The organism is Rhodobacter sp. P2_H5 (genome assembly GCF_056403335.1).
In genome coordinates this window covers 256,725-281,012 of record NZ_JBFUFS010000003.1, presented here as the reverse complement: position 1 = coordinate 281,012, position 24,288 = coordinate 256,725, and the positions used below count along the sequence as shown (strand labels likewise).

At 67.6% G+C, this 24,288-nt stretch carries 11 protein-coding genes; all 11 read left to right on the top strand.

Going from position 1 to position 24,288, the window contains the following annotated elements; all coding sequences use genetic code 11:
• The first annotated feature begins 158 nt into the window (after nt 1-158).
• The 11 genes from AC1DVR_RS05495 (at nt 159) to AC1DVR_RS05445 (ending at nt 24,273) form a co-directional block, all read left to right on the top strand.
• Complete coding sequence (locus AC1DVR_RS05495) at nt 159-11,132, top strand: beta strand repeat-containing protein (protein ID WP_477999531.1); 10,974 nt, start codon at nt 159-161, stop codon at nt 11,130-11,132.
• Nucleotides 11,133-11,370: 238 nt separating this feature from the next.
• The gene (locus AC1DVR_RS05490; RefSeq protein ID WP_477999530.1) at nt 11,371-12,807 is read left to right on the top strand and encodes a mannose-1-phosphate guanylyltransferase/mannose-6-phosphate isomerase; all 1,437 of its coding nucleotides are present in this window, start codon (nt 11,371-11,373) and stop codon (nt 12,805-12,807) included.
• A 183-nt stretch (nt 12,808-12,990) separates the two neighbouring features.
• On the top strand, nt 12,991-14,334 hold the full coding sequence (locus tag AC1DVR_RS05485; RefSeq protein ID WP_477999529.1) for an NAD(P)-binding domain-containing protein: 1,344 nt from the start codon (nt 12,991-12,993) through the stop codon (nt 14,332-14,334).
• A 235-nt stretch (nt 14,335-14,569) separates the two neighbouring features.
• A complete protein-coding gene (locus AC1DVR_RS05480) occupies nt 14,570-16,360 on the top strand; it encodes an APC family permease (RefSeq protein WP_477999528.1) in 1,791 nt (596 codons plus the stop codon).
• A 161-nt stretch (nt 16,361-16,521) separates the two neighbouring features.
• A complete protein-coding gene (locus AC1DVR_RS05475; RefSeq protein WP_477999527.1) occupies nt 16,522-17,658 on the top strand; it encodes an aminomethyl transferase family protein in 1,137 nt (378 codons plus the stop codon).
• Nucleotides 17,659-17,744: 86 nt separating this feature from the next.
• Entirely contained in the window at nt 17,745-18,362 is a 618-nt protein-coding gene (locus AC1DVR_RS05470) for a dimethylamine monooxygenase subunit DmmA family protein (RefSeq protein WP_477999526.1), read from the top strand.
• On the top strand, nt 18,359-19,321 hold the full coding sequence (locus tag AC1DVR_RS05465) for a PDR/VanB family oxidoreductase (protein WP_477999525.1): 963 nt from the start codon (nt 18,359-18,361) through the stop codon (nt 19,319-19,321). Before AC1DVR_RS05470 ends, AC1DVR_RS05465 begins: the two co-directional genes overlap by 4 nt.
• A 9-nt stretch (nt 19,322-19,330) precedes the next feature.
• Nucleotides 19,331-20,398: a heme-dependent oxidative N-demethylase family protein gene (locus AC1DVR_RS05460; protein WP_477999524.1), complete on the top strand. Its 1,068-nt coding sequence runs from the start codon at nt 19,331-19,333 to the stop codon at nt 20,396-20,398.
• A complete protein-coding gene (locus AC1DVR_RS05455; RefSeq protein ID WP_477999523.1) occupies nt 20,398-21,396 on the top strand; it encodes a GlxA family transcriptional regulator in 999 nt (332 codons plus the stop codon). The genes AC1DVR_RS05460 and AC1DVR_RS05455 overlap by 1 nt, the downstream gene beginning before the upstream one ends.
• 121 nt (nt 21,397-21,517) lie before the next feature.
• Nucleotides 21,518-23,887: a DUF1989 domain-containing protein gene (locus AC1DVR_RS05450; RefSeq protein ID WP_477999522.1), complete on the top strand. Its 2,370-nt coding sequence runs from the start codon at nt 21,518-21,520 to the stop codon at nt 23,885-23,887.
• Nucleotides 23,887-24,273 (top strand): group II truncated hemoglobin, encoded by a 387-nt coding sequence (locus AC1DVR_RS05445; protein WP_477999521.1) that lies wholly within the window; start codon nt 23,887-23,889, stop codon nt 24,271-24,273. The genes AC1DVR_RS05450 and AC1DVR_RS05445 overlap by 1 nt, the downstream gene beginning before the upstream one ends.
• Nucleotides 24,274-24,288 lie beyond the last annotated feature (15 nt).

Below are 24,288 nucleotides of genomic sequence, written 5' to 3'. Positions count from 1 at the left end.
GGCGCCGGACCGCGGCAAAGGGCGGGCGTTTCATGTCCTGTTCACCGTTTTATAAGCCTCGCCTGCCAGCCTTTGCCTCATCAATGCGCTTCGGAACGGGGCGTGTCCGGGGGCAGGAATCACCTGCTCCGCATCGCATCTTGTCAGACGGAGCCCCCATGACGACGATTTCAACGCTGACCACTGCCCAGATTGCCGCGCTGTCCACCGCCGCCATCGCTGCGCTGACGACGGCGGATATCCAGTCGCTGACCGCGGCGCAGGTGCCAGCGCTGACGACCAGCCAGCTTGCGGTGATGAGCGCGGTGCAGTTCGCGGCGTTCAAATCGACGCAGGTGGCGGTGCTGACCACGGCGCAGACGGCGGCCCTGACGACGACGCAGGTGGCGGCGATCACGCCGGTCGCCCTCGCCGGGCTGACCTCGGCCGATCTGGTCGCGATGAGCACGGCGCAGGTGGCGGTCCTGACCTCGGCGCAGCTGGCCGCGATCGGTACGGCGGCCCTGTCGCATATGGAGACGGCGGATATCGCAGCCCTGACCACGGCGGCGATCAAGGGGCTGACCTCGGCCCAGATCATCGCGCTGGATGCCGGCCAGATCGCGGCCCTGACCACGGCGCAGATCGCGGCCCTGCCGGTGGCGGATGTGGGCAAGCTCGCCTCGGGCGATATCGCGGGCCTGTCGACGGCGCAGATCGCGGCCCTGTCGACGGCGCAGATCGCTGTGCTGAGCTCGACCCAGCTGGCCGGGCTGACCACGGCACAGACGGCGGCGCTGACCACGACACAGGTGGCGGCCCTGTCGACGGCGGGTCTCAAGGGGCTCGGTTCGGCGGATGCGGTGGCCCTGACCACGGCGCAGGCGGCGGTCCTGTCCTCGGCCCAGGTCGCGGCGCTGTCGACGGCAGCGGTCTCGCATCTTGAAACGGCGGATCTGGCTGCGCTGACCACGGTGGCGGTCAAGGGTCTCAGTTCAATCCAGGTTGCGGCGATGACCTCCGGTCAGGTTGCGGCTTTGAGCACAGGGCAGATCGCGGCGCTGTCGACGGCTTCGGTGGCCGGGATCAGCACGGCGGCGATGGGCGCCCTGTCGACGGCGCAGATCGTGGCGCTGACCTCGGGCCAGATCGCCACGCTGACCTCGGGCCAGATCGGGGTTCTGACCACGGCGCAGGTCCGCGCGCTGACCACGGGCCAGATCGCGGCATTGACGACCGCGGCGTTGAGCGGGATGGGTTCCGCCGATATCGAGGCTTTGACGACCGCCCAGGCCAGCGCGCTGACCTCCTCGCAACTGGGCGCTTTCAGCACGGCGGCGATTTCGCACTTGAGCACGGCGGATGTCGCGGCGCTGAGCACGGTGGCGATCAAGGGCCTGACCTCGACTCAGGCCACGGTGCTGACCACCGGGCAGGTGGCGGCGCTGAGCACGGCTCAGGTCGCGAACCTGTCCGCCGCCAGCGTGGCCAAGCTGAGCACCGCCGCGGTGGCCGCCCTGTCGACGGCGCAGGTCGTGGCCTTGACCACGGCGCAGGTGGCGGGGCTCGGCTCCGCCCAGATCAGGGCGATGACCACGGCGCAGGTGGCTGGCCTGACCACGGGCCAGGTCGCGGCGCTTTCGACGGTAGGGATGCTGGGCCTGACCACGGCGGAGGTTGCGGCCCTCTCTTCGACCCAGGTCGCGGTGCTGAGCTCGCTTCAGGTGGCGGCGCTGAGCACGGCGGCTTTCGCGGCGCTTGGCACGGCGGATATCGCGGCTTTGAGCACCTCAGCCGTCAAGGGGCTGACCACGGCGCAGGTCGGCGTGATGAGCACGGGTCAGGCGGCGGCGCTTTCGACGGCGCAGATCGCAGCGCTGACGGCGACCCAGGTGGCCAAGCTGCCGGCCGCGGATCTTGCGGCGCTGAGCACGGCGCAGGTGGCGGCGCTGACCACGGGCCAAGTGGCGGCCCTCACCTCGACCCAGCTGGCCGCGATGACCACGGCGCAGTTTTCCAACCTGACGGTGGCGCAGGTCGCGGCCCTGGGCACGACGACGCTGAAGGGTCTGAGCTCGGCCGATCTGGTGGCCCTGACCACGGCGCAGGCGGCGGCCCTGACCTCGGCCCAGATCGCCTCGCTTGCGACCACGGTTCTGGACAAGATGGAGACGGCCGACCTTGCCGCGCTGAGCACGGCGGCGGTCCGGGGCCTGACCACGGCGCAGATTGCGGCGCTGACCACCGGGCAGATCGCGGCCCTCAGTACCGGCGATATCGCGGCGCTGAGCACGACGCAGGTGGCGAAATTCACCACGAGCCAGATGGCGGCCCTGACTACGGCGCAGGTCGTCGCCCTGTCGACGGCCCAACTCGCGAGCCTGAGCGGCGCGCAGCTTGCGGCCCTGCAGACCGGCCAGATCGCGGCCCTGACCACGGCGCAGGTGGCGGGCATGACCACGGCGCAGATCGCCGCCCTCGCCACCGATGACATCGCGGCCCTGACGACCGATCAGACCGCGGCGCTGACCACGGCGCAGATCCGCGTCCTGACCTCGGCCCAGCTGGCGGCGCTTGGCAGTGACGAGGTCGCGGGTCTGACCTCTGCCCAGTTCGCGGCCTTGACCACCGGGGCGCTGGCCGGCCTGACCACGGCAGAGGCGGCGGCCCTGACCACGGCGGAGGCGGCTTCGCTGACCTCGGCCCAGATTGCGGTCCTGTCGAGTGCGGCGGTGGCCGCGCTGCAGACCGATGAGATCGCGGCGCTGGCCACCGCCACGCTGCGCGGTCTGACCATGGCACAGGCGGCGGCCCTCGGCTCCGATCAGATCGCGGCGCTGGGCAGCGGGCAACTGGCGGCCTTGAGCACCGGTCAGTTCGTGGTGCTGGGCACGGCGGGGATCGCGGCCATCAGCACGGCGCGGCTGGCCGCGCTGGGCACCGCGCAGATCGCGGTGCTGACCACGGGGCAGATGGCGGCGCTGACGACGGGTCAGATCGCGGCGCTGACCACCGGGCAGATCGCGGCGCTGACCACGGGCAGCCTTGCCGCCTTGACTACGGCGGAGGCGGTGGCCTTGACCACGGTTCAGGCGGCGGTCCTGTCCTCGACCCAGGTGGCGGCGTTGACGACGGCGGATCTTTCTGTGATGGAAGTGGCCGATCTTGCGGCGCTGAACACCACGGCGCTGCACGGGCTTGGCACCGACCAGATCGCCGCACTGACCTCGGCCCAGGTGGCGGGGCTGACCACGCTGCAGATCGCTGCGCTGAGCACGGGCCAGATTGGCGCCCTGGGGACGGAGGCGGTGGCCGGGCTGACCACCGGGCAGATCGCGGCGCTGACGGTGGCGCAGATTGCCGGCCTGCGCACCGATCAGGCGGCGGCGCTGACCACGGGCCAGGTGGCGCAACTGACGACGCGCCAGATCGGGGCGCTGACCACGGCGGCGCTGGCGGCCTTGCCTACGGCGGATGTCGCGGCGCTGACCACGACTCAGACGGCGGCCCTGACCACGGCGCAGCTTCTGGCCCTGCCAACCGCAAGTTTCGCAGCCCTGACCACGGCGCAGATCGCCGCTCTTTCGACGGCACAGGTGGCGGCGCTGTCCTCAACCCAGGTCGCGGCGCTGACCACGGCGCAGACCGCAGCCCTGACCACGGCAGAGATCGCGGCACTGGGCACCGCGGCGCTGGCGGGCCTTGGCACGGCGGACGGTGTGGCCCTGACCACGGGCCAGGCCGCGGCGCTGACCTCGACCCAGATCGCGGCGCTGGGCACTGCGACCATCGCGGCGCTGGAAACCGCCGATCTGGCGGTGCTGAGCGCCGCCACGATCAAGGGCCTGACCACGGGCCAGATCGCCGCCCTGACCACCGGACAGGTCGCGGCCCTGACCAATCCGCAAGTGGCGGCGCTGACAGCCAGCCAGATGCAGCACTTGACCACCGCCGATCTGGCCGCCCTGACCACGGCCCAGATCGCGGCGCTGACGACCCAGCAGGTCGCGGCCCTTGGTTCGGCACAGGTCGCAAGCCTGACCACGGCGCAGATCGCCAACATGACGACCCAGCAGATCGCCGCCCTGACCACGGCGGGCCTGCAGGGCTTGAGCACGGCCGACACCGTCGCCCTGACCACGCGGCAGGCGGCGGCGCTGTCCTCCGCCCAGATCGCCAACCTCGCCACCGCCTCGATCGCAGCGCTGGAGACGGCGGATCTTGCCGCGCTGACCGTGGCCGCGATCAAGGGCCTGACCACGACCCAGATCGGCGCCCTCGGCTCGGCGCAGATGGCGGCCCTGACCACGGCGCAGGTCGCGGCCCTGCCCACCGCCTCGGTCGGGTTGATCGCGACGGCGGCGCTGGCCGCGATGTCGACGGCCCAGGTCGCGGCCTTCAGCAACAGCCAGATGGCGGCGCTGAGCTCGTCTCAGGTTGCCGCCCTGACCACGGCGCAGATGGCGGCCTTCTCGCCGGGCCAGGTGGGGGCGCTGACCTCGGCGAGCCTTGCCGGGCTGACCAGCGCCGATCTGGTCGCGATGACCACGGCGCAGGCCGCGGCGTTGGGCTCGGCCCAGGTGGCCGGACTGAACGCCGGCATCATCGCCCAGATGGAGACGCAGGATCTGGCCGCCATCACCACGGCTGCCCTGCGCGGGCTGACCACGGCGGAGGCTGTGGCCCTGACCACCGCCCAGATCGCCGCCCTGACCAATGGCCAGGTGGCGGCCCTGTCGACGGCGGCGGTCTCGCATCTGTCGACCGACCAGATCGGGGCCATGACGACGACCCAGGTGGCGGCCTTTACCACGGCGCAGGTGGCCTCGCTGACGTCGGCCCAGGTGGCGGGGTTGAGCACGGCACAGGTGGCGGGCATGACCTCGACCCAGGTTGCGGCCCTGTCGACCGCGGGCCTGGCGGGGTTGACCTCTGCCGCGCTGGTGGCCTTGACCACGACCCAGGCCTCGGCGCTGGGCTCGGCGCAGATTGCCGCGATCGACGATGCGATCCTGGCCAATATCGAGACGGCGGATCTGGCGGCGCTGACCACCGGGGCAGTGCGCGGCCTTGGGTCGGCGCAGGTCGCGGCGCTTTCTTCGGATCAGGTCGTGGCGATGACGGCGGGGCAGATTGCCGCCCTGTCGACCGCGGCGATCGGCGGGCTGACCACGGCGGATGTGGCGGCGCTGACCACGACACAGGCAGCGGCGCTGACCACGGCGCAGGTGGCGGCGCTGTCCTCGGCCCAGGTCGCGGCCTTGACCACGGCTGAGATTGCGGCCCTGACCACGGCGCAGATCGCCGCCTTTGGCACGGCGGCGCTGGCGGGGCTGGGCAGCGACGCGCTGGTGGCCCTGACCACGGCGCAGGCGGCGGCCCTGACCTCGGCCGAGCTTGGCGCGCTGGCGCCCTCGGTCTTGGCCGAGATGGAGACGGCGGATCTGGCCGCGCTGACCACCACCGCGCTGCGCGGGATGACCACGGATGGCGTGGCGAGCCTTTCGACCGATCAGGTCGCCGCGCTCACCGTGGCGCAGGTGGCCTCGCTCGCCACGGCGCAAGTTGCCGCGATTGCGACGGCGGGGATTGCGGCCCTGACGACCGACCAAACGGCGGCCCTGACCACGGGGCAGGTGGCGGCGCTGACGGCGGATCAGCTGGCGGCGGTGACGACGGCCCAGATGGCGGGCCTGAGCACGGGCCAGGTCGCGGCCCTGAGCACGGCGGCGCTGACCGGCTTGGGCAGCGACGATCTGGTGGCCCTGACCACCGCGCAGGCGGCGGCGCTGTCCTCGGCCCAGCTCGGCGCGATTGCCGCCACTGTGATCTCGGCGATGGAGGTGGCGGATCTGGCTAAGGTCACCACCACGGCGCTGGCCGGGCTGACCACCGATCAGGTGGCGAGCCTCGGATCGGATCAGGTGGCGGGGCTGACCACGGGCCAGGTATCGGTCCTCGGTACGGCGCAGGTCGCGGCCCTGTCGAGCGACGCGGTGGCGGCGATGTCGACGGGCCAGGTTGCGGCGCTGACCGCGGTGCAGGCCGCGGCGCTGACCTATGACCAGCTGGGCGCCCTGACCACGGCGCAGGTGGCCAACATGACCACCGACCAGATCGCGGCCCTGACCACCGATGCCTTGCCCGGCCTGGGCTCGGCCGATCTGGTGGCGCTGACCACGGCGCAGGCGGCGGTTCTCTCCTCGGCCCAGATCGCGGTGATTGATCCGACGGTTCTGGCCGCGATGGAGGTGGCCGATCTGGCCGCCCTGACCACCACGGCGATCGCCGGGCTCAGCACCGATCAGATCGCGAGCCTGGGCACCGATCAGGTCGCAGGCCTGACCAGCGCCCAGATGGCGGTGCTGAGCACGGCGCAGGTGGCCGCGATCTCGAGCGATGGCATTGCCGCCCTGACCACGACGCAGGTTGCGGCGCTGACCTCGACCCAGGCGGCGGTTCTGACCTCGGAGCAGATCGGTGCCATGACGACGGCCCAGATCGCGGCGATGACCACGGCGCAGGTGGCGGCGCTCTCGACCGACGCTTTGGCCGGGCTGACGACCGATGACATCGTGGCCCTGACCACGGCCCAGGCCGCAGCCCTTTCGGCGGCGGAGGTGGACGCCTTGAGCGCGGACCAGATCGGCGCCTTCGAGGCGGCAGACCTCGCCGCCCTGCGCACCGCGGCCCTGCGGACGCTGGATACGGCCGAGATTGCCGCCTTGGGCACCGCCCAGATCGCGGCCCTGACCACGGCGCAGGTGGCGGCGCTGCGCACGGGCCAGGTGGCGGCGATTGCGACCGCGGGTGTGGCGGCCCTGTCGACGGCGCAGGTCGTGGCCCTGACCACGGCGCAGGTCGCGGCCCTCGGCTCGGATCAGGTCGGGGCGATGACGGGCGCCCAGGTTGCCAAGCTGTCGACGGGCCAGATCCTGGCCCTGCGCACGCAGGCGATTGCGGGGTTGAGTACGGCGGGGGCTGCGGCCTTGACCACGGCGCAGGCCGCGGTTCTGACCTCGACCCAGATCGGCGCGCTGGACCCTCTGGCCTTCGGTGCGCTGGGTTCGGCGGATATTGCCGTCCTGTCGACCACGGCGTTGCGCGGGCTTTCCACGGCAGAGGCCGCGGCGATGAGTGCGGCGCAGGCGGCAGCCCTGACCACGGCGCAGCTGGTGGGCCTTGGGACGGCGCAGGTCGGCAATCTTGGCACGGCGGCGGTGCAGGCGCTGTCGACGGCGCAGGTTGCAGCCCTGTCCACGGCGCAGATCGCGGCCTTTGGCACGGCGCAGGTCGCAAGCCTGACCACGGCGCAGGTGGCCAAGCTGACCACCGCGCAAGAGGTTGCCCTGACCACGGCGCAGATTGCCGCCCTGACCACGGCGCAGGTGGCGGCTCTGACCACGGCGCAGGCCGCAGCCCTGACCACGGTGCAGATCGGCGCCCTGAGTACGGCTGATGTCGCGGCCCTGACCACCGCCCAAGTGGCGGCCCTGACCACGGCGCAGTTTGGCGCGCTGAGCCTTGGCCAGTTCGGCGCCCTGACCGGGACGCAGCTCGCCGCCCTGACCACGACCCAGATTGCCAAGCTGAGCACGGCGCAGTTGGGCGTGCTTGGCACGGCGCAGATCGCCGGCCTGACCACGGCGCAGGTGCAGGTCCTGACCTCGACCCAGCTTGCCTCGCTGTCGACCGATGATGTGGCGGCCCTGACGCTGGCCCAGGTCGCGGTGCTGACCAGCACCCAGATCGCAGCACTTTCGACCGGGCAGGTCGTGGCGCTGGGCACCGATCAGGTGGCGGCGCTGACCACGGCGCAGGTCCTGGCGCTGAGCACCGCGCAGGTCGCGGCGCTCAGCACCGATCAGATCGGGGCGCTGACCACGGCTCAGGTCGTGGCCTTGTCCACCGGCCAGATCGCCAAGCTGTCGACCGCCGATATCGAGGCGCTTTCGACCGCCCAGGTCGCGGCCCTGACATCGGGCCAGATCGTGGCGCTGACCACGGGGCAGGTCGCAGCCCTCGGCTCGGATGCGGTAGCGGCCCTGACCACGGCGCAGATCCTGCGCCTGACCACCGGGCAGATCGTGGCCCTGACCTCGGATCAGGCGGCGGCGCTGACCACGGCGCAGGTCGCGGCCTTGACCACGGCCCAGGTCGCCAAGATCACGACGGCGGATATCGCGGCGCTTTCGGCGACGCAGATCGCCGCCTTGACCACGGGCCAGGTCGCGGTTCTGACCTCGACGCAGATCGCCGCCCTGACCACGGAGGAGACGGCGGCCCTGACCACGGCGCAGATCGCGGCGCTCGGGACGGCGGCGTTGAAGGGGCTAAGCTCGGATGATCTGGTGGCCCTGACCACGGCCCAGGCCCATGTCCTGACCGGAGCGCAGATCGCGGTGATCTCTTCCACCGCCATCGCGGCGATGGAGACCGAGGATCTGGCCGCCCTGACCACCGGAGCCATTCGCGGCCTGACCACGGCGCAGATCACGGCCCTGACCTCCGATCAGATGGCGGGTCTGACCACGACGCAACTGGTCGCCCTGACCACGGCGCAGGTGTCGAAGTTCAGCACCGCCGATGTCGCGGCGCTGAGCGCGGATCAGGTCGCAGGCCTGACCACGGCGCAGGTGGCGGCCCTGACCACGGCGCAGGTCGCGGCGATCGGCAGCGACCAGATCGCGGCGATGACCACGGCGCAGGTGGCCAAGCTGACCACGGCGCAGTTCGCCGCCCTGTCGACGGCCCAGGTCGCCGCGTTGAGCGAGACGCAGATCGCGGCCCTGACGGCGGCGCAGTTTGCCAAGTTCAGCACCGCCGATATCGCAGCCCTGTCGATGGCGCAGGTCGCGGCGATGACCACGGCGCAGGTGGCGGCGCTCGGCTCGGCGCAGATCGCGGCGCTCAGCACCGATGCGATCACGAGCCTGACCACGGCGCAGATCACGGCGCTGAGCACGGCGGCGCTGGCTGGCATGACCACGGCGGACGTCGTGGCGCTGAGCGCGGAGCAGGCCGCAGTCCTGACCTCGGCCCAGGTGGCGGCGCTGGATACGGCGGGGATCGCGGCGCTTGAGGTCGGCGATTTCGCCGCCCTCTCCTCGGCTGCGGTCAAGGGGCTGACGACGGCGCAATTGGCGGTCTTGAGCTCGGACCAGGTGGCGGCGATGACGGCGGGGCAGCTTGCGGCGCTGTCGACGGCGCAGCTGTCGCAATTCACCACCACCGATATCGCAGCGCTTTCCGCGGGCCAGATCACCGGTCTGACCACGGCGCAGCTGGCGGGCCTGACCACGGCGCAGGTGGCCGCGATCGGGACGGAGCCGATTGCGGCGCTGGGCGCGGGGCAGGTGGCGGCGCTGACCACGGCGCAGGTCGGGGCGCTGACCACGGCGCAGATCGCGGCCCTGGACCCGTCGCAGATCGCGGCGCTGACGGTGACGCAACTTCCGGCGCTATCGACGGCGGATGTGGCGGCCTTGACCGTCGATCAGGCGGCTGCCCTGACCACGGCGCAGATTGTGGCGCTGTCGACCGGGCAGATCGCGGCGCTCGGCTCGGATCAGGTGGTCGGGCTGACCACGGCGCAGGTGGCCAAGCTGACCACGGCGCAGATCGCAGCCCTGTCGACCGACCAGATCGCGGCGCTGAGCGCCACCCAGGTCGGCGCCCTGACCACGGCGCAGATCACCCGCTTCTCGACGGCTGACATGGCCGCCCTTTCGGCCGATCAGCTGACGGCATTGAGCACCGCGCTGGCGGCCGTGCTGACCTCGGCCCAGATCGCGGCGCTGTCGACCGATCAGATCGGGGTGCTGACCTCGGACCAGATCGGGGTGCTTGGCACCGCGGCGCTGTCGGGGCTTGGCACCGATGACGTGGTGGCGCTGAGCGTCGATCAGGCGGGGGCGCTGACCTCGGCCCAGATCGTGGCGCTGAGCACCGCGCAGATCGCGGCACTGGAGGCGGAGGATCTCGCCGCCCTGTCCACGGCGGCGATCCGGGCGCTGACCACGGCGCAGGTCTCTGCCCTCGGCAGCGATCAGGTCGCGGCGCTGACCACCGATCAGGTCGGCGTTCTGACCACGGCGCAGGTGGCGCGGCTGACCACGGCGGATCTGTCGGCGATGACGGCGGATCAGGTGGCTGCCCTCGCCACGGCGGCGGTGGCGGTGCTGACTTCGGCCCAGATCCGCGCGCTGATGCCCGATCAGGTGGCAGCGCTGACCACGGGCCAGGTCGCGGCGCTGACCACGGCCAGCATCGCAGGCCTGACCTCAGATGATGTCGTGGCCCTGACCACGGGCCAGGCGGCGGCCCTGACGTCAGCCCAGGTCGCGGTCCTGTCCACCGCCATCCTGAGCCAGATGGAGGGGGAGGATGTCGCGGCCCTGTCCACCAGCGCGATCCGCGGCCTGACCACCGGGCAGATCGCGGCGCTGACCACCGGGCAGGTGGCTTCGCTCACCACCGATCAGGTCGGCGCGCTGACCACGGCGCAGGTGACCAAGCTCACCACCGGCGATATCGGCGCGCTGTCGACCGATCAGGTCGTGGCCCTGACCTCGGCGCAGATCGCGGTCCTGGTCTCGGCCCAGGTTGCGGCGTTGACCACCGATCAGTTCAGTGCCCTGACCACCAGCCAGATCGGCGCGCTGAGCCTGTCCAGCATGGCGGGCCTGTCGAGCGATGATGTCGTGGCCCTGACCACCGCCCAGGCCGGGGCGCTCAGCTCCGGTCAGGTGGCGGCACTGGGCACAGCGGTGCTGACCCAGATGGAGGTGGTCGATTTCGCGGCCCTGAGCACGGCGGCGATCAAGGGGCTGACGGCCAACCAGCTGCATGCCCTGACCTCGGACCAGATGGCGGCGCTGACCACCGATCAGGTCACTGCCCTCACCACCACGCAGATCGGCGCGCTGGGCACCGATCAGGTGGCGGCGCTGTCGACCGACGCGATCACCGCCTTCACGACGGCCCAGATGGCAGGGTGGAGCACGGCGCAGATCGCCGCCCTGACCACGACGCAGATCACCGCACTGGAGACGGCCGATATCGCGGCCCTGTCCAACAGCCAGACCTCGGCCTTCACCTCGGCCCAGACGGCGGTGATGACCAACGACCAGATCTCGGCCCTGTTCCTCTGACAAGGGCGAGATATACGACCCTCTCACAGCGCGTGCCCTGCCTTGCGGGGCGCGCGCGGCTTTTGGCCCGCCAGCCTTGCGCGGACCTTGTGCAGACCTTGCGCGGCCCCGTGAAAAGGCCCAAAGCCCCCCTGGCCAGACGCGAGGACTTGCCTTTCCGGGTGGGAAGCCCAATTCTCGCCTTTGGCCAGAAATTGGCCAGCTCAGCGCCAAGCCGCGCCGCCAGAAGGAGAAGTTCATGACACCGCTCATTCACCCGGTGCTTTTGTGCGGCGGTTCTGGCACCCGGCTCTGGCCCTTGTCGCGCAAAAGCCAGCCCAAGCAGTTCGTGCCGCTTTTTGGGACCGAAAGCCTGTTTCAGGCCACGGTGCGCCGGGTCTCGCTGGCGGGCTATGCGGCGCCGATCATCGTGACCGGCGACGATTACCGCTTTGTCGTCACCCAGCAGATGGAGGCGATCGCGCGTCCCGCTGCCTCGGTGCTGATCGAACCCAGCGCCCGCAACACCGCGCCCGCGGTGCTGGCCGCGGCCCTGGCACTGGAGGCGGAAAGCCCCGGTGCCCTGATGCTGGTGGCGCCCTCGGACCATGTGATGCCCGACGCCGAGGCCTTTCACGCCGCGGTCAGCGCCGCCAGCGTGGCCGCCCTGCAGGGCAGGATCGTCAGTTTCGGCATCGCCCCCGACCGCCCGGAAACCGGCTATGGCTGGCTGGAGCTGGCCGAGGCCGGGATCGCCGGCCCTCAACCCCTGCTGCGCTTTGTCGAAAAGCCGCCGCTCGCCAAGGCCGAAGCGATGCTCGCCTCGGGCCGCTGCCTGTGGAACGCCGGGATCTTCCTGTTCACCACGACGACCATCCTCGACGCCTTCCGCGCCCATGCCCCTGAGATGATCGCCCCGGTGCAGGCGGCGCTGGACGGCGCGCGCCACGATCTCGGCTTTCTGCGGCTCGACTCCGCCGCCTGGAAGAGCCTGCCTGATATTTCAATCGACTACGCGGTGATGGAGAAGGCCCAGAACCTCTCGGTCATGCCCTATGCCGGCGCCTGGTCCGACCTCGGCGGGTGGGAGGCGATGTGGCGCGCCTCGGAGCCGGATGCGGCGGGGTTGGCGCAAAGCGGCCCGGTCACCGCGATTGATTGCCATGACACGCTGCTGCGCGCGGAATCCGACAGCGTCCGACTGGTGGGGATCGGCCTGAACAACATCATCGCGGTGGCCACCCCCGATGCCGTGCTGATCGCCGACAAGTCGCGCGCGCAAGAGGTGCGTCAGGCCGTGGCCCTGATGAAGGCCGAGGGCGCGCCCCAGGCCGAGTCTTTCCCGCGCGATTTCCGGCCCTGGGGCTATTACGAATCCATCGCTTCGGGCAACCGGTTCCAGGTCAAGCGGATCGTGGTGCACCCCGGCGCCGCCTTGTCCCTGCAAAGCCATCATCACCGCGCCGAACACTGGATCGTCGTGCAGGGCACGGCCAAGGTCACGGTGGATGACACGGTGCAGCTGATCAGCGAAAACCAGTCGGTCTATGTGCCCCTGGGCGCGGTGCACCGGCTGGAAAATCCCGGCAAGGTCAACATCATCATGATCGAAGTTCAGACCGGCGCCTATCTCGGCGAGGATGATATCATCCGGTACGAGGATGTCTATGCCCGGGGTCAGGGCGCCCGGGGCTAGAACCCCCGGCCCTGTGCCACGGCCGCTTTTCTGCCGGCAAATCGGGCGGCTGGCCCCCTGCGACGTTTCACAGCAGGAAGAAAAATTGACACTCAGCATAGGGTCTGTCTAGGCTTCCTCCAAAGGGCCAGAATCAACAAGACACCATCACGCCATCGCAGGGCCCGCGTCAGGGAGAATGCCATGAAGAAACGAGTAGCGGTCATCGGGGCAGGCCCGTCGGGCCTCGCACAGTTGCGCGCCTTCCAATCGGCCCGCGCCAAGGGGGAAGAGATCCCCGAGATCGTGTGCTTTGAAAAGCAGGGCAATTGGGGCGGCCTGTGGAACTACACCTGGCGCACCGGCCTGGATGAATATGGCGAGCCGGTCCATTGCTCGATGTATCGCTATCTCTGGTCGAACGGTCCGAAGGAAGGTCTTGAATTCGCGGACTATTCCTTTGAAGAGCATTTCGGCAAGCAGATCGCCTCCTACCCGCCGCGCGCCGTCTTGTTCGACTATATCGAAGGTCGGGTGAAGAAAGCCGGCGTGCGCCCCTGGATCCGCTTCCGCCATCCGGTGCGCTTCGTGAAATACAACGAGGCCAAGGGCAATTTCACCGTGACCGCGCATGATCTGGTCAAGGACTCGATCTATGAGGAGGAGTTCGACAATGTGATCGTCGCCTCCGGCCACTTCTCGACCCCGAATGTGCCGGAATACCCCGGCTTTGCGAAATTCGGCGGCAGGGTCCTGCACGCCCATGACTTCCGCGACGCGATGGAGTTCAACGGCAAGGATATCCTGCTGCTCGGGTCGTCCTATTCGGCCGAGGATATAGGTTCGCAATGCTGGAAATATGGCGCGAAATCGGTGACCGTGGCCTATCGCCATGCGCCGATGGGCTTTAATTGGCCGGAGAATTTCAAGGAATGTCCGGCACTTGACCATGTCGACGAGACGACGGCCTATTTCAAGGACGGCTCTTCCAAGAAGGTCGATGCGATCATCCTCTGCACCGGCTACAAGCACCATTTCCCGTATTTGCCCGACGATCTGCGCCTGAAGACCGCGAACCGGCTGGCGACGGCGGACCTGTATAAGGGGGTCGCTTGGGTCCACAATCCGAAGCTCTTCTACATCGGGATGCAGGACCAGTGGTTCACCTTCAACATGTTCGACGCCCAGGCCTGGTGGGTGCGCGACGTGATCCTGGGGCGGATCGCCATTCCCGCCGACAAGGCGGTTCTGCTCAAAGATGTCACCGACCGCGTGGCGGGCGAGGATGCCGGCAAGGACGCCCATCACGCGATCCATTATCAGGGCGATTACGTCAAGGAGCTGATCGCCGAGACCGACTACCCCTCTTTCGACGTGGATGGCGCCTGCGAGGCCTTCTTTGAATGGAAGGACCACAAGGCCGCCGGCATCATGACCTTCCGTGACCATGCCTACAAGTCGGTGATCACCGGGTCGATGGCGCCGGTCCACCACACGCCCTGGAAGGACGCGCTGGAGGATTCGATGGAAAGCTATCTCAAGAACTGAGCCTTTCGTCCTCGCAAAGCCCGGCACCGTTCTGTGCCGGGCTTTTTGCTGCGTTTTGCGGCAAATTTATCGGCGCCTCCGGGGTGCGGGTAAACAAATATTCCGACGATTAAAATTTTGTAGCGTTAATTTCTCGGTCATGTTTTTGTGGCCTCATCCGGGCGGGACCCGGTGCGAATGCGCGGGCCAACCTCTGGCGATGCGCGCGCAAAAACACAGCGGGAGAGGGTAGAAGATGACGATGGAGACAAGTGCGACCAGCACTGGCACCGCCTCGAGTGCGGGTCAGCTGGTGCGGGCGCTGGACTGGAAGGGTGCGTTCTGGGTTGCGGCGGGGGTGCCGCCCCTGGTGTTGTTCTCGATCGGCGGGATTGCCGGGGTGGCGGGCAAGGCGGCCTTCCTCGTCTGGATCATCTCGATGATCATGGGCTTTCTGCAGAGCTTCACCTATGCCGAGATGGCGGGGATGTTCGGCAACAAGTCGGGCGGCACCTCGATTTACGGGGCGACGGCCTGGCTGCGCTATTCCAAGCTGATCGCGCCCCTGTCGGTCTGGTGCAACTGGTTCGCCTGGAGCCCGGTGCTCTCGCTCGGCTCGGTCATTGCGGCCGGCTATATCCTGAACGCGCTGTTCCCGATTCCGGCGGCGGATTCGGCGGCGGTGCTGGCCTGGGTTTCAGCCCATGCGGCGGATTACACCGCCTCGACCCAGGCGGTGATGGATTACCTGACCGCCCATGCCGGGACCGCGCCCGCCGATGCGATCACCGCTGTGGCCTCGGCCGATGCGGTAGCGGCGCTGACGCCGGCGATCCGGACCTGGGAGGCGCTGACCTTCAACATTCCGGGCCTCGGCGCCTTGCACTTCAACTCCACCTTCGTGGTGGGCGCGGTGCTGATGCTGATCATGTTTGCGATCCAGCACCGCGGCATCGCCTCGACCGCCTCGGCGCAGCGCGTGCTGGCGATCATCGTGCTGGTGCCCTTGCTGCTGGTCGGGCTTTACCCGATCTTCACCGGCGCGATTCAATCCGCCAATGTCACCGGGATCGTGCCGCCGACGGCGTCCTATTCCGGGGTGGACGGGCTCTGGAACCTCGGCGGCTGGACGCTGTTCCTCGGCGCCATGTATATCGCGGCCTGGTCGACCTACGGGTTCGAGACGGCGGTCTGCTATACGTCGGAACTGAAGAACCCGCAGCGCGACACCTTCAAAGCGATCTTCTTCTCGGGCCTTTTGTGCTGCGTCTTCTTCTTCATCATCCCCTACACCTTCCAGGGCGTGCTGGGGCAGGCCGGCATGCTGGCGCCCGGCATCGTTGATGGCACCGGTGTGGCCGAGGCGCTTGGCAACATGGCGGGCGGCCACCGCATCGTGACGCAGATCTTCGTCATCCTGATGATCCTCGGCCTGTTCCTCGCGATCATGACCGCGATGGCCGGGTCGTCGCGCACGCTTTATCAGGGGTCGAAGGACGGCTGGCTGCCGAAGTATCTGAGCCATGTGAACGACCATGGCGCGCCTACGGGTGCTATGTGGACCGACTTCTGCTTCAACCTGTTCCTTCTGGCGCTGGCCTCGGATGCGGGCGGGTACTTCTACGTTCTGGCGATCTCGAACGTGGGCTACATCGTGTTCAACTTCCTCAACCTGAACGCCGGCTGGATCCACCGCATCGACTCGGGCCATATCGCGCGGCCGTGGAAGGCACCGGCGGTTCTGATCGGGATCAACACCGTGCTGGCCTTCGTCAACGCGCTGTTCCTCGGCGCCGGGGCCAAGGTCTGGGGCTATTCCAACGCGCTCTGGGCCGGCGTGATCTTTGCGGCGCTGATCATCCCGGTTTTCGCCTATCGCCACTATGTGCAGGACGGCGGGCGTTTTCCGGCCGAAGCCATGGCCGAACTGGGCCTGAAGGACGGCGACATGGGCGAGCGCAAGGCGGGGATGCTGCCTTATCTCGCGCTGCTTCTGGGCGCGGCGGTGGTGCTTTGGGCCAACTGGTTCTTCGTCCTGCCGGCCTGAGCGACGTTCTGACAGTCGAAAAGGGGCGCCTTGCGGGCGCCCCTTTTTTCATCCGATCTCGGCGTTTGTTTTCTCAGAAGAAAATATGTTGCACTTGAGTATTGCTTTTTCGCAGGTGCCCTCGCAAACTTCGTCCAAATCACCGAAAACGGGGGGTATCAATGACGAATTCCTGGCGATTCTCGACCTTGGGCGACCGGCACCGGGCCTTGGGCTCCAACCTTGAGGACTGGTCGGGCATGGGCACCGCCTGGTCCTATGACGCCGACCCCGAGAAGGAGTATCTGGCGATCCGGACCAAGGCCGGGTTGATGGATGTCTCGGGTCTGAAGAAGGTCCATATCTCGGGCCCCGCGGCCAGCCATGTGATCGAGCGCGCCACGACGCGGAACATGGAAAAGCTGATGCCGGGCCGGGCGGTCTATGCCTGCATGCTGAATGACGCGGGCAAGTTCGTCGATGACTGCGTGATCTACCGCTTCGGGCCGAACACCTTCACCGTGGTCCATGGCTCGGGTCAGGGTCATGAGCAGCTGACCATGGCGGCAACCGGGCGCGATGTCTCGATCCGTTTCGACGACAATCTGCACGACCTGTCGCTGCAAGGGCCGCTGGCGGTGGACTATCTGGAAAAGCATATCCCCGGCGTGCGGCAGCTGGGCTATTTCAGCCACATGGGCACCTCACTGTTCGGCAAGCCGATTACGCTGAGCCGGACCGGCTATACCGGCGAGCGCGGCTATGAGATCTTCTGCCGGGGCCAGGATGCCGGGCTGATCTGGGACCGGATACTGGAAGAGGGCGCTGCGATGGGGATCATCCCCTGCCGCTTCACCACGCTCGACCTGCTGCGGACGGAAAGCTACCTTCTGTTCTTCCCCTTCGACAATTCCGAGATGTATCCCTTTGAAAACGAAGGCCCGGGCGACACCTTGTGGGAGCTTGGCCTCGATTTCACCGTTTCGCCCGGCAAGGTCGGCTTCCGCGGCGCGGAGGAGCATTACCGCCTGAAAGGCCGCGAACGCTTCAAGATCTGGGGGCTGAAGCTGGAGGGCGTGAATGCGCCGGGCAATGGGGCGCCCGTCATGCAGGGCGGCAAACAGGTCGGCGTCGTCACGCAGGCCATGCATTCCAGCCTGAACAACCACACCGTGGCCATCGCCCGCCTGCCGGTCGATTGCGCCAACAACGGCACCGAAGTCGTCGTGAACTGCGGGACGCATGGGGCCATCAAGGCCAAGACCCACAGCCTGCCCTTCTACGACATCGACAAGAAGCGGCGGACGGTTCAGGGGTGAGATGACCCGCCGGGGCGCCTCGGGGAGACCGGGGCCTCCGGCGGGGATATTTGGGCAAGTATGAAAGACCAGGTTCAGGCAGGACGATGAGCAAGACCAGCTTCCCCCCTTCGATCAAGAGCAGGCCGGTTTATGCGGCGCTTGAGGCCCGGCCGGGGCGCGCCCATCTGGTCATCGCTGACGGCGAGGGGGCGGAGGCGGTGATAGAGATGCTGGCACACGCCCCCGATGCGGCGGCCATGCTGGCAGCGATGCATATTCTTTACGTGCCGGGGCCGAATGGTACCGACCAATGGGCCAGCCTGCAGGCGCTTGGCGCGGCGCTGGCCTACCGCGCGCCGACCATCCCTTCACTGATGCCGCGCCTGCAGAAAGTAGTGGGCGAGGCGCATATGGGCACGCAATTCTACCTCGCCGGGACCGAAGGTCTGATCGGCCAGGCCGAGCGCGAGATCATGGCGACGGGCTTTCCCTTTGCGGCCATTCAGAAAGAGCATCGCGGATCGACACTGCGCCGGGTGCAATGCGTGCATTGCAAGGGGATCACCGAGAACGTGGCGACCGATCCCTTCGTTTGCAGCCATTGCGGCTTGCATCTTTTCGTGCGCGACCATTACTCGCGCCGGATCGCGGCCTTTCAAGGCGTGAACATCGACGCCGAAGACCCAGGGTTGGTGCCCGCATCGGTGGAGCGGTTCAAATGAGCGGTGGGGCAAAGCTTTCCGTCAAGGTGGCCGAGGTGGTCGAGGTCAACGACCTGATCAAGCGCTTTCGGTTTGTCAGCCGAGATGGCGCGCCCTTGCCGGCCTTCTCCGGCGGCGCCCATGTCGTGGTCGAGATGGACGATCAGGGGACACGTCGGCTGAACCCCTATTCGCTGATGTCGGACCCGGAGGATCGTTCGGGCTACGAGATCAGTGTCAGGCGCGATGATGCCGGGCGCGGCGGCTCGCTTTTCATGCACAACCACGTCGTGCCGGGGATGGAAATCGGGATCAGCCACCCCTTGAACTTCTTCCCGCTCGACAGCCGGGCGCGCAAGCACCTGATGATTGCGGGCGGCATCGGCATCACGCCTTTCCTCGCCCAGATCAAGCAGTTGACCCATTTCGGCGGCAAGTTCGAACTGCATTATGCCGCGCGCAATGCGGGGCTTTGCGCCTATGGTGCCGATCTGCAGGCGGGGCATGGGCCGCGGGTGCATCTGTACTATGACGACGACGGCCTGGCGATTGCGCTGGATGATCTTCTGGCGCGCCAACCGATCGGGACGCATCTGTATGTCTGCGGTCCCAAGGGGATGATTGCTTGGGTGCGCGCCCGGGCCGAGGCCCTGGGCTGGCCCGCGCAGGCCGTGCATTTCGAGGAATTCCTCGCTCCCGGAACCGGTGCCGTCTTTACCGCCGAACTTGCCGCTTCGGGCAAGAAGGTCACCGTGGGCACCCACCAGAGCTTGCTCGAGGCGATCGAGGCGGCGGGGGTCGATGCGCCCTACCTCTGTCGCGGCGGCGCCTGCGGGCAATGCGAGACCAAGGTGCTCGCCTGCGACGGCAGGATCCTGCACCGCGACCACTGGCTTTCGCCGGAAGAGCAGGCCGAGGGGGCCAAGATCATGCCTTGCGTTTCGCGTTTCGAGGGCAAGACCCTCGTCCTTGACCGATAGGAGGGGCAGATGAGCCTCGATTTCAAACCCGCCTTCGACGATTTCTTCAGGAACGAGACCTTCCGCGAGGACTTCACCTACAAGAACTCCCCCGCCGCCGTCCGCCGCTTTCCCTTTCCCTTCGACCGCGACGAATACATGTATTCGGTCAATATCGAACCGCATGTGCCGGGGCGGGTGGGTTCGGTCTTCGAGAAAACCTTTGACGTCGACGAGCACTATGTCTCGGAAATGATCGACCGCGCCAAGGTTCTGGCCGAAGACCCTCTGCGCTGCCAGAGTCTGCCGCATATGACTTTGGCGGGATGGGACCTGCTGGAGCTGATCATGGAAAGCAACGCGCGGGATTACCCACAGTGGTTTGCGCTCCACAAGAATGGCGACCAGTGGCATTGGATCAATAGGCCCCTGGGGATCGACCAGAAGTTCACCTTTCTGGACGAAAGCACGCTGCCTTATGGGCCGATGGAATATATCACCCGCCAGATGCAGGGCGATTTTTCCTTGCAGGATGAACGGGATGGCAATCTCTGGATGGATGCCGGGATGGTGACGACCCAGGCCGACTGGTCCCTCGATTTCGACGTCGGCATGAACTTCATGGAATGGCACGCGCCGGTGCCCCTGGCGCATGAGATGCAGGTGTTCGACCGGGCGCTGAAATTCCTTCTGAAACTGCAGCAGGGCGCGCCGGTCCGCCGCTTCAACTGGACGATGACGGTGGATCCGCTTCTGGACACCAGCCCCGAGCATTACCCGAAATGGGGCCCGACCAAGACCACGATCACGCCCGAAACCTTCGGCCACCGCCAGCACCTGCGCGTCGAATTGCAGGCGCTGTTCCGGCTGCCGCGCTCCAACGCCATCGCCTTTTCGATCCGCGCCTACCTTGGCAAGTTCGAGGAGCTGGTGACCGTGCCGAAATGGGGCCGCCGCCTGCACCGGGTGATGCGCGATCTGCCGGTCGAGCTTTCGACCTACAAGGGCTTCGAGCGCAACCGCAAGATGATGGTGGAATGGCTTTCCAAATACGATGACGGGGCGCCGACCTCGCCGGGCTGGTGGCCGGACCCGTGATGGACAAGCCTTTGAAGCTGGGGTTCCTGATGTTCCCCGGCTTTCCGATGGCCTGCCTGACCTCGGCGATCGAGCCTTTGCGGGCCGCCAACGAGATCACCGGGACGCGGGCTTTTTCCTGGGTGCTGCTGGGCGAGACGGCGGAGCCGGTGCGCGCCTCGGCCGAGGTGCGCTTCACGCCAGATCTGCGGCTGGACGAGGCGCAGGGGCTGGATCAGATCTACCTTCTGTCACCGCCGACCGGCAGCTTCGCCGATGCCCGCCGCTCGCCCGCCGTGTTGCGGCGGATGGACCGGGCCGGGGTGGTGATCGGGGCCTTTTCGGGCGGGATTTTCCCCCTGGTGCGGGCTGGCGTGATGGAGGGGCACCGCTGTTCGGTGCATTGGTGCTATGAAAGCGCCTTCAAGGCCGAATTCGCGCAGATCGAAGCCGAGGAGACGGTGATTGTCCGCGACCGGCGGCGCATCACGGCTTCGGGGGCGGGGGCGGTCTTCGACCTGATGCTGCGCCTGATCGAGGAACGGCTGGGGCGGGCCGCGATGACCGAGGTCGCCTGCTGGTTCCAGCACCCCTTCGTGCGTGATGAGGATGCGCGCCAGAAGGTCCCGGTGCAGCGCGGCGCGGGCACGGCGGATGCTTTGCCGCAGCCGATCCGCGCCGCGATCCAGCTCTTTGACGCCCATATCGAGGACCCTTTGCGCATCCCGGACGTGGCCGATGCGGTGGAGATGTCCGAACGCAACTTCGAACGCCTGTTCAAGCGCGAGACCGGCCAGAGCCCCTTGCGCTATTACCGCCTGATCCGGCTGGCCAAGGCGCGCCAGCGGGTGCTCTATTCCGACGATTCCCTGACCGAGATCGCGGCCTCGGTCGGCTATCCGCGCTCGGGCCCGATGGCGCGGCACTATGCCGAGGCTTTCGGCGTCAGCCCGCAGAACGAACGCAAGGCGCTGGCGGGTCTGCGCGGCCTGTCCGGGGCGCAGCCGCCCGACCGTTGAGCCCGATTTTTCGACGAAAAATCGTGTTGCGCCCTTGGCCCGACTTGTGCGGTCCTTGCGACGTGTTATTCTTGAGGATGAACAAGTTTTACATCAGTTAAAACTGGCGCGGAGAATGTCCATGCTTGACAGCCCATACCCCTCGGTGCGGCCCGGCCCGCCCAAGCCCAGCCAGATCCTGACGCCGCAAGCCGCGCAGCGCCGTTCAGGGCATGAGCGCTACGAGGTGCCAGGCGGCGGCGCGCTTCTGGTGGCGCTGGATCAGGGCGACCGGATCACCGTGACCAATGTCGAGGGCGGCCAGCGCGCCGAGGTTCTGGCGGCTGACCAGAACGGGGGGATTGATCCGACGATCCTAGGCGTCGCGGCCGATTGCACGGGTGAGGGGCTCAAAGCCCTGATCACCGCGGGCGGCCCTGGGATGGCGCGGCTGCGCGCGGGCCTCGCGCGGCGCGGCATCGACCTTGGCCGCGCCAAGGCGCTTGGGCTGTTTGGCGAGGCTTCGCCCGCCGGAACGCAAGCGACGTTCACCGCCGACCGGGCGGGCAGCCTGATCCTGGCCGCGCCGGGATTGCCCATGGCGCCCGAAGCCCAGGCGACGCTGACCCCTCTGATCCTGACCATCGACCGCGCCAATCCGGGTTGGGCGGCGCTGCACGATCTGCCCGAGCCGCTGGCCGAACCGACGCTCGACCTGCGGGTCAAATCCGCCACCGCCCGCGCTTATCACGTCAAGGCGGGGGACTATATCCAGATCGTCGACGTCGATGGCCGCCAATGCACCGATTTCCAATGCTTTTCGGCGCGCAAGCTGGAGCGGGGGATCGAGCATCCCCTTGATGTCACCACCTCGCGCACCCTGATGGGTCATGCCTATTCGATGCCAGGCCTCCACGCCAAATACTACGATCAGGACTGGGAGCCCTTGGTCGAGGTCATCCAGGACACCGTGGGCCGCCACGACGCTTTTGCCATGGCCTGCGCTGCGAAATATTACGACGAGATCGGCTATCCCGGCCATGTCAACTGCTCGGACAATTTCAACGCGGCCCTGGCCCCGCATGGCGTGAGCGCAAGGCCCGGCTGGATGGCCGTCAACCTCTTCTTCAACACGGCCATCGACGCCCATGGCGTGCTGATCGCCGATGAACCCTGGAGCCGCCCGGGCGATTTTGTCCTGTTCCGCGCGCTGACCGATCTGGTCTGCGTGAACTCCTCCTGCCCGGATGACACTTCGCCCGCCAATGGCTGGTATCTGTCGGATATCCACATCCGCACCTATTCGGGTGCCGAACCCTTCCAGCGCGCCACCGCCTGGCGCCCCATGCCCGATGCGGAGCCGCAGATGACCAAAGAGACCGCCTTCCACCCCGCGACTTCGGCCCTGACCCGCAACATGGTGGAATATCGCGGCTATTGGCTGCCCAATGCCTATGCCGCCGCAGGCACGATCGAGGAATACTGGGCCTGCCGTCAGGCCGCCGTGGCCATCGACCTCTCCCCCCTGCGCAAGTTCGAGGTGACGGGGCCCGATGCCGAGGCCTTGATGCAGTACACCCTGACCCGCGATGTGAAGAAGCTGGCGGTGGGGCAGGTGGTCTACTCCGCCATGTGCTACGAGCACGGCGGGATGATCGACGACGGCACGCTGTTCCGCCTTGGCCGCGACAATTTCCGCTGGATCGGCGGCGACGATTTCGGCGGGGTCTGGCTGCGCCAGCAGGCGGAAAAGCTCGGGCTGAAGGTGATGGTGCGCTCCTCCACCGACCAGCTGCACAATCTGGCTGTGCAGGGCCCGAACTCCCGTGAGATCCTGAAGCGGATCGTCTGGACCGCACCGCATCAGCCGACGTTGGCGGAGCTGGGCTGGTTCCGCCATACCATCGCCCGCTTGCAGACCCCGACCGGCGCGCCGCTGGTCGTTTCGCGCACCGGCTATACCGGGGAGCTTGGCTATGAAATCTTCTGCCACCCGAAGGATGCGGTGGCGGTCTATGATGCGGTGATGGCAGCCGGGGCCGATCTTGGCATTCGGCCGATGGGCCTTCAGGCGCTCGACATGGTGCGGATCGAAGCCGGCCTGATCTTCGCCGGCTACGATTTCAGCGACGAGACCGACCCGTTCGAGGCCGGGATCGGCTTCACCGTGCCGCTCAAATCCAAGCCCGATGATTTCATCGGCCGTGACGCCCTGATCCGCCGCAAGGACCATCCCTCGCGCAAGTTCGTGGGCCTTGAGATCGACGCCGCCACCGATGTCGGCCATGGCGACACGCTGCACCTCGGAAGGGCCAAGGTCGGTGTCATTTGCTCGGCCATGCGCTCGCCGCTTCTGGGCAAGCAGATCGCCCTGGCCCGCGTCGATGTCGCCCATGCCGAGGTCGGCACGGCGCTGGAGGTCGGCAAGCTCGACGGGCAGCAAAAGCGGCTTCCGGCGCTGATCACTCCGCTTTCGGCCTATGACCCGAAGAAGACCCGGCCGCAAAGCTGATGGAGACGATGATCGACCGGATCGGTGGCGAGGCGGCGGTGCGCGCCCTCGTCGCCCGCTTCTATGACCTGATAGAGACCCGACCCGAGGCGGCGGCGATCCTGAAACTGCACCAGCAGGGTCATGGCCTCGACCACGCCCGCGCCGCCCAGTTCGACTTTCTCTGCGGGTTTTTCGGTGGCCGCCGCTACTATGCCGAGGCGCGCGGCGCGATGAACCTGCGCGAGATCCACGCCCATCTGCCGATCCGCCCGCAAGAGGCCGAGGCCTGGCTGGAGGCGATGGCCGAAGCCCTGACCAATATCCCGGTCGCAGAGCCGATGCGAACCGAGATCATGGCCACCTTTCGCCGCGCCGCCCGGATGCTGGTGAACCGCCATGGCTGAAACAAGACGCCTCTT